The 12,141-nt window shown below is 59.1% G+C and carries 9 protein-coding genes and 5 tRNA genes; 1 reads left to right on the top strand and 13 read right to left on the bottom strand.

Annotated elements, in window-relative coordinates; genetic code table 11:
• Nucleotides 1-2: 2 nt before the first annotated feature.
• Genes AB4Z19_RS01980 through AB4Z19_RS01970 form a run of 3 tightly spaced genes read right to left on the bottom strand, consistent with a single transcriptional unit; the run spans nucleotide 3 to nucleotide 3,474 of the window.
• Complete coding sequence (locus AB4Z19_RS01980) at nucleotides 3-1,187, bottom strand: (R)-mandelonitrile lyase (RefSeq protein WP_442026196.1); 1,185 nt, start codon at nucleotides 1,185-1,187, stop codon at nucleotides 3-5.
• Nucleotides 1,184-2,614: an MFS transporter gene (locus AB4Z19_RS01975; protein ID WP_442026195.1), complete on the bottom strand. Its 1,431-nt coding sequence runs from the start codon at nucleotides 2,612-2,614 to the stop codon at nucleotides 1,184-1,186. The genes AB4Z19_RS01980 and AB4Z19_RS01975 overlap by 4 nt, the downstream gene beginning before the upstream one ends.
• Nucleotides 2,615-2,622: 8 nt before the next feature.
• A complete protein-coding gene (locus AB4Z19_RS01970; RefSeq protein WP_442034075.1) occupies nucleotides 2,623-3,474 on the bottom strand; it encodes an aldo/keto reductase in 852 nt (283 codons plus the stop codon).
• A gap of 124 nt (nucleotides 3,475-3,598) precedes the next feature.
• Here AB4Z19_RS01970 and AB4Z19_RS01965 point away from each other — a divergent pair, with 124 nt between their 5' ends.
• The gene (locus tag AB4Z19_RS01965; RefSeq protein ID WP_442026193.1) at nucleotides 3,599-4,543 is read left to right on the top strand and encodes a LysR family transcriptional regulator; all 945 of its coding nucleotides are present in this window, start codon (nucleotides 3,599-3,601) and stop codon (nucleotides 4,541-4,543) included.
• 352 nt (nucleotides 4,544-4,895) lie between these two features.
• Here AB4Z19_RS01965 and AB4Z19_RS01960 read toward each other — a convergent pair whose 3' ends face one another.
• The 10 genes from AB4Z19_RS01960 to pdxJ all read right to left on the bottom strand — a co-directional run bounded on the left by AB4Z19_RS01960 (nucleotide 4,896) and on the right by pdxJ (nucleotide 12,140).
• Nucleotides 4,896-7,055 carry an alpha-L-rhamnosidase-related protein gene (locus AB4Z19_RS01960; protein WP_442034073.1) on the bottom strand — a complete coding sequence of 720 codons (2,160 nt, stop codon included), beginning with the start codon at nucleotides 7,053-7,055 and terminating at the stop codon, nucleotides 4,896-4,898.
• An 802-nt stretch (nucleotides 7,056-7,857) separates the two neighbouring features.
• A tRNA-Cys gene (locus tag AB4Z19_RS01955) sits at nucleotides 7,858-7,931 on the bottom strand.
• A 52-nt stretch (nucleotides 7,932-7,983) separates the two neighbouring features.
• Nucleotides 7,984-8,059, bottom strand: a tRNA-Gly gene (locus AB4Z19_RS01950).
• Nucleotides 8,060-8,073: 14 nt separating this feature from the next.
• Nucleotides 8,074-8,149: transfer RNA gene (locus tag AB4Z19_RS01945), tRNA-Gly, on the bottom strand.
• 42 nt (nucleotides 8,150-8,191) lie between these two features.
• Nucleotides 8,192-8,267 (bottom strand) — tRNA-Gly (locus tag AB4Z19_RS01940).
• Nucleotides 8,268-8,331: 64 nt separating this feature from the next.
• A tRNA-Gly gene (locus AB4Z19_RS01935) sits at nucleotides 8,332-8,407 on the bottom strand.
• Nucleotides 8,408-8,490: 83 nt separating this feature from the next.
• The gene (gene pgsA, locus AB4Z19_RS01930; protein ID WP_442026456.1) at nucleotides 8,491-9,075 is read right to left on the bottom strand and encodes a CDP-diacylglycerol--glycerol-3-phosphate 3-phosphatidyltransferase; all 585 of its coding nucleotides are present in this window, start codon (nucleotides 9,073-9,075) and stop codon (nucleotides 8,491-8,493) included.
• A gap of 65 nt (nucleotides 9,076-9,140) precedes the next feature.
• Nucleotides 9,141-10,994: an excinuclease ABC subunit UvrC gene (gene uvrC, locus AB4Z19_RS01925; RefSeq protein WP_442034071.1), complete on the bottom strand. Its 1,854-nt coding sequence runs from the start codon at nucleotides 10,992-10,994 to the stop codon at nucleotides 9,141-9,143.
• Nucleotides 10,987-11,385, bottom strand: coding sequence for a holo-ACP synthase (gene acpS / locus AB4Z19_RS01920; RefSeq protein WP_442026464.1), 399 nt, complete (start codon nucleotides 11,383-11,385; stop codon nucleotides 10,987-10,989). Before acpS ends, uvrC begins: the two co-directional genes overlap by 8 nt.
• Nucleotides 11,382-12,140, bottom strand: coding sequence for a pyridoxine 5'-phosphate synthase (gene pdxJ, locus AB4Z19_RS01915; RefSeq protein ID WP_442034069.1), 759 nt, complete (start codon nucleotides 12,138-12,140; stop codon nucleotides 11,382-11,384). The genes acpS and pdxJ overlap by 4 nt, the downstream gene beginning before the upstream one ends.
• Nucleotide 12,141 lies beyond the last annotated feature (1 nt).

The following is a 12,141-nucleotide window of genomic DNA, read 5'->3' as shown; positions in this document are numbered from 1 at the left end:
GTTTATCCTTTCGATGCAGCGGCCAGGGCCTCGGTGAGTGCTTCGTGCGCACGGGCCCCAACCTCAGGGCTGACTTCGTCGGCCAGAGCCCGCGAAAGCTGACGCAATTGAGCGGCGGTCAACCCCACGCGCAGGCTTGCTCTCATGTGGGACCGCAACTGCGCCTCGGCGCCTGGTGTTGCTGCCAGTGCACCGACGGTCGCCAGCTCCCGGCTCTGCCAGTCGAGGTTGTCGCGCTCGAAGATATCGCCGAACAGGTGAGCCTGCAGGAACTGGTTGATAGCGGGTGCGAAGTCGAACACAGCGCCTTTTACAGGCCCGCCGGAAATCTCCGTCTGGTTCGCCTTACCGACCGCTATCAGATCGGCGCCTGTGGCAACCGGCCGGCCAGGCTCACGGCCCTGTGTGTCCGCGACATCGCGCTGCTTACGCAACTCCACCACCTTCAACAGTTCGCCAAGTGCGTTGAGACTTCTTGGAAAACCTGTGTAGGCATATAACTGAACCAGGATTTCCTTGGCTTCGTTGATGCTCAATCCTGCATCAAGGCCTTGATTCAGGACGGCGTTGAGTTTGGGCATATTGCTGCTCGCCTCGAACGCAGCGATTATCGGAATAGTGCGCTGTCGCGCCGACAGCGTGTCGGACGCAGGGAGCGTTCGAGGCTGGACTGCTATCGCCGGCGTCAGATCGGTACTGCGCACGGCTGAAAGGTATTCTTCATCGGTCACTTTGTTCTGCCAAGTGACCGCGACGCCGCCCTCCTTCTCCGCGATAGCTATGTGAGTCATCAGCCCATTGGGGCCCGCGCCATGCCAGTGAAATACATTCGCGGGAATGCTCACGACATCACCGGTTCGGATAATCCTGGCTGCCTGTCCCTTTTGCTGGACTAAGCCCTCGCCTGCTGTGACGATCAGTGTTTGCCCCAGTGGATGACTGTGCCAGGCAGTCCTGGCGCTTGGCTCGAAGCTTACTGTGGCGCCGCCGGCCTTGCCCGGTGGGGCTGCCTGGAACGGTGAGCTGATACGAGCGATACCCGTAAAGTTGTTCGGGCCTCCTGTGGCGACGGGTTGGGTTGATGTCGAACGTACTTCAATCACCGGCGCAGCCGCGGAAGCAATGGATTGTGCTTCAGCAGCCACCGCCACTCCGGACAGCGCGATGCAAAGGGAAAGTGATTTCATGAGAGCGCCTTTTGCTGTTGTGCCTGCCGCTCTCGCTGCGGCACGACAATCAGGAACCAGGAAACGAGCAGCCCTAAGCCAAGGAGCAACGCGCCGACATCCATAACCGCTGAAATACGATGCGCGAGAGCGGGGGCATCCTGCGCTTGTGTGGGTGCTGCGTTTGCAAAGACAAACACAAGCAGCGCAAGCCCCAGTGCTCCGCCAAGCTGGTGCGCCACGTTCACCAATCCTGACGCTGCTCCGGCATCCTTTTGAGCGACACCAGACACGCCAGCAGCAGTCAGAGGAGCCAGCAAAAGACCTTGTCCGAGTCCAATCAATAACATGGGCAGTGCGACACTGGTCCAGTAGCTAGACTCGGCATCGGCCTGACCGAGCCACACGAATCCAAGCAAGCCAATAGTAAATCCTGCAACTAGCAGAACTTCATTGCCGTAACGGCGGGCCAGTTTCGGTATCGCCATCGCAGACGCAAAATTCGGGAGTGTGACAGGTAGAAACGCCAACCCGGCTTGAATCGGACGGAAGTGAAGCACTCCCTGTAGGAATTGAGTCGAGAAAAACCAGAATCCCACGGCGCCGCCAAGAAACAGCATGCGGGCGAGATATGCCCCTGTCCGCTCCCGGCTAGTCAACAGGCGCAGAGGCAGAATGGGCTGGCTGACGTTCCGTTCGATGAATACGAAGGCAACGATCATCAACACACCGACAGCCAACGCTACCCGCACGAGGTGGTCACCCCAGCCGGAATCCGCGGCCCGGACAAAGCTATAGACGAGTGCGGCCATGCCCAGGGTGGAGCTGATGGCGCCGCTCAGGTCGAACTTTCCTGCTTGCTTCTGTGTCTCGCTGATGTGGCGGCGTGCCGCAACGATGAGGCAGGCGCCGATGGGCAGATTGATGAAAAAGCCCGCACGCCAGGAGACGAGGTCAGCGAAAAATCCTCCCAGGACCAAGCCCAGAGTGGCACCTACGCCGGCAGCCGCAGCGTACAAAGACAGTGCACGGGTTCGTTGGGCGCCCTCGGGAAAATTGGTGGAAAGAAGAGCTAACGTCGATGGGGCCAGCACGGCCGCACCGGCTCCTTGAACGGCTCTGGAGGTTAGCAGCCAGGTCACGGAAGGAGCGATACCAATCGCTACCGAGGCCAGCGTGAAGAGTGACAGGCCCAGAATGAACATCCGCCTGCGACCCAGTATGTCGCCCGCTCGAGCGCCCAGCAACAGCAGGCCACCAAAGGTCAGGGTGTAGGCATTAGTTACCCAGGACAACTGGGCTGAGGTAAAACCCAGACTGTGCTGGATGCGAGGGAGGCCCGTGATGACGATAGAAATGTCCACCACGATCATGAGGTAGCTGACCACGATGATGGCCAGCACCGTACCCTGATGGCGGTCAGACGAGCGCAGCGAGGCGAGGGTCATGGTGCACCTCAGATATCGAGCTTGCGCTCGGACATCCATTTGACGATAGATGGATCGCGGTGTGAGAAGAAGCTGCTCGTGTTGGTGTCGAGTGCCGCGATACGTGCCATGTCAGTGTCATCGAGTTCGAAGTCGAAGATGGCGATGTTCTCCGCCATCCTTTCCTTGCGGACTGTTTTGGCAAGTGCGACGATGCGCCGTTGAACGAGCCACCGCAGGACTACCTGGCCAACGGACTTTCCGTACCGCGCTGCGATTTCCACCAAAACTTCGTTCTCGAAGAGACCATTGCGGCCTTCAGCGAAGGGCGCCCATGCTTCGGCCTGCACGCCGATTTCTGCCATGAACGGAACTGCTTCCAGCTGCTGCTGAAACGGATTGACCTCGACTTGATTGACCGCCGGCGCAATCTCGTTGAACACCTTGATGTCCATCAGGCGGTCCGGATGGAAATTACTGACGCCGATGGCACGCAATTTACCGGCACGATAGGCGTCCTCCATTGCGCGCCAGGAGCCATGCACGTCACCAAACGGCTGGTGAATCAGATAGAGGTCGAGGTAATCGAGTTGCAAGCGGCGCAGGGACTTCTCGATTGCTTGCTGGGTTCGCTCATAACCGGTTTCCTGGACCCATAGCTTGCTGGTGACAAACAGCTGTTCGCGAGCGATGCCACTGGATTTCAATCCCTGGCCAACCGCCTCCTCGTTCATGTACGAAGCCGCGGTGTCGATGAGTCGATACCCGGATTCGATAGCGTCGACAACGCTACGTTGGCACAAGTTTGCGTCGGCGATCTGAAAGACACCATAGCCAATGATCGGCATGTGCAGGCCATTATTAAGGACGACGTGTTGCATGTGGTTCTCCTCATAAGAAATCTGATGAAAAGAAGTGTAGGCCGCACTCTGACATCTGAATAGTGACAGGTAGGTTGATGAATTAGCATAAAATTGATGATAATGAGCACGCAGGGAGCCCAAAATGGCAATTAACGAACTCCGTTCCATCACAACTTTTATTAAGGCGGCAGAGTTGGGTAGCCTTCGCAAGGCGGCCTTGGCGCTGGGAATTAGTCCCCAAGCAGCAAGTAAGGCATTGGCCCAGTTGGAGGCGCATTTGGACGCCCGCCTCTTTCACCGTACCACGCGAGTAATGTCACTAACTGACGCGGGCCAGCGGCTGTTTGAGGACGTCCAACCATCGTTGTTAGGGATGCAACGGGCACTTCAAACGGCAAAGTCAGCCAAAGACGAATTTGCTGGCCCCCTTCGAATCACCGGTCCTCGAACGACGTTCCAACCCATTCTCTGGCGGCTGGTTGAAGAGTTTTGCGACACGTACCCGGGAATTCAGCCTGACGTACTCTTGGAAGACCGAATCGGGAACTGGGTGGAAGATCGGGTGGACGTAGGGTTCCGCCTGGGACCATCACCCCATGAAGGTGTCATCGCACGGCGTCTGTTCCCTGTGCAGATGCCCATCTGCGGCGCACCTTCATATTTCGAGAAACACGGTATTCCGGATTCTGTAACAGCCCTGGCCTCACATCGCTGCAGCGTGTACCGGCATCCGAGCACCGGAAAAGTGGTTCCTTGGCGGATAAGGCTGGGCGATCAGGTGGTCGACCAGCCAGTGGTCCCGGCGATTTACAGTAATGATGAGTTATTCGAATTACAAGCAGTTCTGGCTGGCAAAGTAATTGGTCAGCTTGCAGGCGTCACCGCTGCTCCGTTCATCCGTTCGGGCCAGCTGATTCCTATTCTTGCTGACCACATGCCAGATTACGCCAGCTACTTCGTCTATTTTGGAAGCCGATCATCGCAGCCAGCGAGGGCACGAGCGTTCATCGATCTTGCAGTTCGGCGGCTTGATGACAATTCTGAATACGTACTCAAGCACAAAGATTTGCAGCGCAACACATTATGATGGTGTGTTGCGTTGACAGATTGAATCCGCAGCTGTTCTCAGTCGACGGTGCGTTTGACTCATTTGACCGCCTCGCAGTAATCAGGTTGGAACGCGATACCAGATCGATCTACAGCAAACATCAAGTGCACCGGTTTGCGCATAACCGCCCCTATCACCTGAAGGAACTAGGTTACGCACACTGAGTGCCGCGGCTGTCGTGCAAGTCCACTCCAAACTTCTGAATAGCGAAGTCCAGGAAGCTGCGCAGCTTTGGCGTCATGCGCCGATCAGGGGTGCCTTCCACCGATTAACAGCAGTAGCCATATTCAATCGTCCGCGCCGCATACTGAGGATGCAATGCTGCCCGATATCAATCGCGCCCAAGCTGCGCGGATGGCTGGACGTAGCCCACCAGGTAGCTCTTGCCAGCCTCCAGCGACAATTCGTAGTGGCCGGGACTAATCTGTCGCGGCACGCCCATGCTGCTGTGTGGAGCCACCGCGCTAGTGAAGCGCAACACGCCTTGCCCGCCAGGCGCACTCACCTTGATCTCATTCACGCTCATCGAAACGGCGATATCGCCACGCGGCGTCGGCACTTTCCCTTCAATCCATTGAAGGCCGCCGAGATTCGGCTCGACCACATAGCTTGCATAACCGGGCTGCGTAGGCTGCACGCCCAGGTAGTATCGGCCCAACAGATACAGCGGGCTGGCACCCCAGGCATGACATAAACTCATGCCGAAGGCTTTGCCATACATGGCATACCGTTCCACTCCCTGCTGCTTGGGATCATACTGTTCCCAGAAGCAGGTGGCGCCCGCGCGCAGCATGCCGCCCCAGTAGTCCTTGATCTGGCCGGTAACGTAGGCCTGCTGTCCGCTTTCGGCCAGCGCCGCTAATTCATAAAACCGCATATACGGCGTGGTGATCTCGGGGATCTGGCCGTTCAGCAGCACGCTACGTTTGACCGCCTCCCGTTGCGCCGGATCGAGATAGCCGAACAGCAGCGCAAACATGTTCGGATGGCGGGTCACCAGCGTGTCCAGTTTGCCGTCTTTGCGGCGATGGATGAAGGCCTGGCGCTGCGGGTCCCAAAAGGTTTGCATGATCCTGGCCTTCAATTCCTGCGCCAATTGACGGTAACGCAGCGCGTGCGGCTCATCATGCACCAGTGTCGCGCTGTCGGCCATTGCTTCCAGGCTGCGCGCGAACAGCAACTGAATCACGGTCAGCTCGCCATCGGTCGGCATCTTGGCCCAGTCAACGAACACCCAGTCACCCGGCAGGCCTTCCAGCATGCCATCGGCGTTGCGGCGCGCCAGCACGAAATCCATCAGCGACACCATGCGCGGATAGATGCTGCGCACGAAAGCCTCATCGCCGGTGTAGCGGTAGTAGTCCTGGATGCCGATGAACCAGTACAGCGAATAATCGAGGATGGTGTTGATGTGCATGTCCACCGGATCGGCGCCGCGCAACGCCCAGGCGGTGCGCTTGACGGCATCGCCATCGAAGAACGAGTAGTAGTTCATCAGGTAGGCCTGCAGCGCATCGCCGGACCACAACCAATGATCGCGCTTGACGCCATCGATGAAGAATTCGCGGGTATTCAGCTGCAGCGAACGCAGCGACACGTCCCAGATCCGGTTCAACTCCTCATCCGAACTGCGGAAGCTGCCGCGCTGCGTGAGCGGCAGATATTCATACATCAACGACACGTCGTCCACGCTCATGCCTTCGTCGAGCTGGATGTTCACGTAACGCATGGCGCGGGAATTGGTGGCGGTGAAATCGCCGGCACTGTGCACGCTATAGCGATCCAACGTTTCACAGGCGTCAGTAGCCTGCGCTTCCTCCAGGGATTCGCCGTAGTACAGCACGACCTTGCCGGTGCCCTGGAGGTTTTTCAGTTTGACGAAGCCGGTGGTCTCACGGCCGAAATCCACCAGCAGCCCGCGCGGGTTGCGCTGCATGCTCACGGCCGGCACCTCGCGGGTAGGCAACCGATAATGCGAGGGAGGGGTATCGGGAGCGTTGAAATTCCAGCTCGCGGCTTGAATAGGCGCACCATTCACCGGCTTGTAATGCGGTGTCGGTCCCAGCGTCCACGTAGCGTCCGAGCCGATGGTCTTGCCCCGCACCAGAATGGCAGGCGGCGACGCGGCATTGTAGACTTGGACATTGATGGTGTGCTTGCCGGCAGGTAGCGCAATGTGCTGTTGATCGCCCTGCACGAATTTGCCATCCACAACCACGCTGTATCTGCCCTCGGCAGTCAGGCTCAGTTCCTCGGGAGCGGCCAGCTCGACCTGCCTGGAGAAGTTCACCTGCGGCTGGTGGCTGTAGAAGCGCCAGAACGGCATGAAGGGCGCATCACGCTCGACGCGCTTGACCTGCATCTGGTTGCTCAACCAGATTTCGAAATCACCCGGATACCAGATCCAAGTGGCCGGACTGGCAGCGGCAGCCCAGCTGCTATATAAAAAAACGAGGGCCATCATGGCCGTGCGAAGGAAGTGCGTTCTCATAACTTCTCATACTATCCAGGCGGTCCTGCCCTCGCGATTACTTTTACTACCGAAGCAATAACCATTTCGATATCAGATTCTTTAGAATTTTTGGCCTAAGACGACTGATATCACGATTGAGGAGGCGTCGCTTGTATGCTCGCGTCTCCTCGTCACATCACCATTAACATTTCTATCTCTGTCGCCATCATGGTCTGCGTGTTGATCGCCAGCATCCGGAATACCGCGCACTTCAACGCTGCTGTCTACTTGGAGGCAACCGTCCGGAATGATCGTCACGCCGCCTTTGTCCCCAACGCTGCGCCGCAAAAGCCAGGTGCGGCGCCCCGGCGCCGGGGCCGTGCTCCAGATAATCGCGGCCTGGAACACAATGCCTGCAGGTGAGCCCTGGTCGCTACTGGGGCGAGACTGTAGCCGCCCCACGCATAAGGGTGTGCCCTAGGATGAAAACCCATGAAACCGACAAATCTGTCCGCTCCGCCACGTCAGCTGCTGGTGGTGGGCTCTCAGTCGATTCATTGAGCCCGTGGCGTAATAGAAGCCCTTGGGTAAGAGCGGATGTTTGACGCGCAATTCAAATTTGCCGCGCCGTTGGGTGATCGCTGCTATGCTGCCTCCATGACAATTGGTGGCAAATCGCCAGGTACCGCACTGATGGGTCAACTCGTATAGACGCCCAACCGAGGCCGTTTTGCGGCGGTTTGACCGCCCGAACCGGGCGGTTCTCAACGGTGTCGAGGCCATTGGAACGCAAAAAAGCCCGGAAGTTCCGGGCTTTTTCGCATGTAACCACATGATGTTATGGAGGCGAGGACGGGAGTCGAACCCGTCTAGACGGCTTTGCAGGCCGCTGCATAACCGCTTTGCTACCTCGCCAGAGAAGTCTGGGCTAGATCGGCAGCTGGTTACTTTCTGCCGTCTGGAATTCTGGAGCGGGAAAAGAGTCTCGAACTCTCGACCTCAACCTTGGCAAGGTTGCGCTCTACCAACTGAGCTATTCCCGCATTGGGTGAACTACTGGAGCGGGAGAAGAGTCTCGAACTCTCGACCTCAACCTTGGCAAGGTTGCGCTCTACCAACTGAGCTACTCCCGCTTGGAGTTACAACTATCTTTACTACTGACTGCCCCAGCGAACTGGAGCGGGAGAAGAGTCTCGAACTCTCGACCTCAACCTTGGCAAGGTTGCGCTCTACCAACTGAGCTACTCCCGCATTTCGAAGGAACCGTATTATCGCAGAAACATTCCTAACTTTCCAGCGATTGTTGCTGATGACCTGGAGCGGGAGAAGAGTCTCGAACTCTCGACCTCAACCTTGGCAAGGTTGCGCTCTACCAACTGAGCTACTCCCGCATCGCTCTTTACTGCTCGCCGTCATCAACAGCAGGCCAGCATTATAGAGGATACAGATGCCCTGTCAAGGGCAACATTGGCATTTAGCTCAAGTTCCCCGCTTTTTCTTTAATGAGCGGCCAGGCCTTCTGCAGGTAGTAGCACATCGACCATACCGTCAGCACGGAGGCCAGCCACAGCAGCTTCTCGCCCCAGTAGCGCGTGTCGATGGCGCCAAACACCACTTCGTAGTACAGCAGCATCGGAATCGCGACCATCTGGGCCGCAGTTTTGATCTTGCCCAGCGAGCTCACCGCCACCGATTTGGACGCGCCAATCTGCGCCATCCATTCACGTAGCGCGGAAATCGTGATCTCGCGGCCGATGATGATAAAGGCCAGGATGGCGTTGCAGCGGTCCAGCTGCACCAGCACCAGCAAGGCGCCCGTGACCATCAGCTTGTCGGCGACCGGGTCCAGGAAGGCGCCAAAGGCGGACGTCTGGTTCCAGCGGCGGGCCAGAAAGCCGTCAAACCAGTCGGTAATGGCGGCGATGATGAATACGAGGGTTGCCGCAAAATTGCGGTCGTGCAGGGGAAGCCAGTTTTCGGGGAGGTAAAAGACGCCTACTACCAGGGGAATCAGTGCTACGCGGAGCCAGGTCAGCAGAATCGGAATATTGAAAGGCATAGGCGATCTTATTGAATTGTAGTTATGCGCCGCTAGTGTATAACGGCGATGCCGCCAATGCCAGTTTAGTGCAGTTGTTTGTAGATTTCCTCGGCCAGCGTGCTGCTGATGCCTTCAACGGACATCAAATCCTCCACACTGGCGTTCATCACGCCGCGCAAGCCGCCGAAGCGCGCCAGCAGCTTCTGGCGCCGTTTGACGCCAATGCCTTCTATCTCCTCCAGGCGCGAGGTCTGGCGGGCCTTGGCGCGCTTGGCGCGCATGCCGGTGATGGCGAAACGGTGGGCTTCGTCGCGGATCATCGCGACCAGCATCAGCGCCGCGGACTCTTTGCCCAGCTCCTGCGGCGCGCGGCCGTCGACGAAGACCAGCGTCTCCAGGCCCACGCGGCGCCCTTCCCCTTTGGCTACGCCGACGATCAGGCTGATGTCGAGGCCCAGTTCCACAAAGACCTGGCGCGCCATTTCGACCTGGCCTTTGCCGCCGTCGATCAGCACCACGTCCGGCATCACGCCATCGCCGCCGGCCACTTTTTCGTAGCGGCGCGTGAGCACCTGCCGCATCGCAGCATAGTCGTCGCCCGGCGTGATGTCGTTGATGTTATACCGGCGGTATTCGCCGTTTTGCATCTGGTGGTGATGGAACACCACGCACGACGCTTGCGTCGCTTCGCCTTGCGTGTGACTGATGTCGAAGCATTCCACGCGCAGCGTATCGAGGTCTTCGTTTTCGAGACCCAGCACATCGGCCAGCGCGCGCGTACGCGATTGCTGCGAACCCTGTTCGGACAGCAGCCGCGCCAGCGAAATCTCGGCGCCCTTCTGCGCCAGCTCCAGCCATTGCCGGCGTTGGCCTTGCGGCTGGAAGATCAGATTGATGCGGTGGCCGCATTGCTCCTGCAGCGCGATGATCAGCTCCGGCTGATCGAACTCGATGTTCAGGATCAGCGTGCCGGGGATGTATTTCTCCGTGTAGTGCTGGACCAGGAAAGCTGCCAGCACCTCAACTTCAATCGCGTGTTCGGCCACGGCTTCCGCATCCATCACATGGGCCGGGAAGTAGGCGCGGTCCCCCAGGTGGCGCCCGCCGCGCACCATGGCCAGATTGACGCAGGCGCGGCCGCCCTGCACCACCACGGCCAGCACATCGACGTCCTGATCGCCGGTCGTCTCCATGCTTTGCTGGTGCAGCACTTTGGACAGCGACTGGATCTGGTTGCGCACCGATGCCGCCTGCTCGAACTTCAGGTCCGACGCATAGGCGAGCATCTTCTGCTCCAGTTCTTCCATCACCTCGGTCTGGCGGCCACGCAGGAAGCGCGCGGCGTTATTGACGTCGTTGCGATAGTCCTCCGCGGAGATCAGGTCCACGCAAGGCGCGCTGCAGCGGCCGATCTGGTGCAGCAGGCAGGGACGCGTGCGGTTCTGGTACACGCTATCTTCGCAGGTGCGCAGCAGGAAGACCTTCTGCAAGATCTGCATCGATTCCTTCACCGCCCACGCGGACGGGAAAGGCCCAAAGTATTGGTTCTTCTTGTCGACCGCGCCGCGGTAGTAGACCATGCGCGGGAAGTCGTCGCCCGTGATCTTCAGATACGGGTAGGACTTGTCATCCCTGAACAGGATGTTAAAGCGCGGCTGCAGCGTCTTGATCAGGTTATTTTCCAGGATCAGCGCTTCGGCCTCGCTATGCGTGACCGTCGTCTCCAGGCGTGCGATGCGCTCGACCATCATCGCGATGCGCGGGCTGGCCAGATTCTTCTGGAAATAGCTGGATACGCGCTTCTTCAGATCGCGCGCTTTGCCGACGTAGAGCACTTTGTCTTCTGCGTCGAAATAGCGGTAGACGCCCGGCAGGTTGGGCAGCTTGGCCACGGTGGCCAGCACCTGCTCGCGCGAATCGTTGCTCTGTTCAGTCATTCGCTTGCTCGACGATCGCGTAGGCGACCGCGTAATCCTCTTCATCGCTAACGGAGACATGCGCCGTCAGCCTGTGTTCCTTCATATAGCCGGCCAGCGCGCCGCTGAACACCATCACCGGCTTGCCGTTGTCCGCATTCAGCATCTGCGCCGCATGCCAGGACATCGGCGGCGTCAGGCCCAGGCCGAGCGCCTTCGAGAAAGCTTCCTTTGCCGCGAAGCGCGTCGCCGCGTAGCGCACGCCACGCACGGGATTGCGCTCGCAGCGCTCGAAGTAGACCTTGATTTCGTCCGGACCGAGTATCTTGCGCGCGAAGCGCTCGCCGCTGCGTTCCAGCGCGGCGGCAATGCGTGGAATCTTGCAGACGTCGGTGCCGATCCCGTAGATCATTTTGCTCCCAGGCGGGTCGACACCATGATGGCCTTCATCTCGCGCACGGCGTTTTCCCAACCGGCGAAGATGGAATGGGCGACGATGGCGTGGCCGATGTTCAGTTCCGCGATGTCCGGGATGGCGGCAATCGCCTGCACATTGGTGTAGTGCAGACCGTGGCCGGCGTTGACCTTCAGGCCTTTCTCGACGCCCCAGCGCACGCCGTTCTTCACACGCTCCAGTTCCTTCAGCTGCGCTTCGCCTTCAGCGTCGGCATAGGCACCGGTGTGCAGTTCGATCACAGGTGCGCCGACATCGGCGGCGGCGGCGATCTGCTGCTCATCGGCGTCGATGAACAGGGACACGCGGATGCCCTCCCCTTGCAGCTGCTTGACTGCAGCGGCGACTTCCTTGTGATAGCGGATCACGTCCAGGCCGCCCTCGGTGGTCACTTCGGTGCGCTTCTCAGGCACCAGACACACGTCGGCCGGCTTGATGCGGCAGGCGAAGTCGATCATCTCCTGCGTCACGGCCGCTTCCAGATTCATGCGGGTGATCAGCTGCGGCGCCAGCGCGATCACGTCGGCGTCCTTGATGTGGCGGCGGTCTTCGCGCAGGTGCAGGGTGATGCAGTCGGCGCCGGCCTGTTCGGCCAGCAGCGCGGCACGGATCGGGTCTGGATACACGGTGCCGCGCGCGTTGCGCAGGGTGGCCACGTGGTCGATATTCACGCCCAGGTCGATCACCGGGCCGGATGGGTGCAGGAAGCTCATA

The sequence above is a fragment of the Pseudoduganella sp. RAF19 genome, assembly GCF_052114165.1.
Classification (GTDB): Bacteria; Pseudomonadota; Gammaproteobacteria; order Burkholderiales; family Burkholderiaceae_D; genus Rugamonas.
Note: the sequence above shows the minus strand (reverse complement) of the source record. Positions and strands in the feature narration are given on the sequence as shown.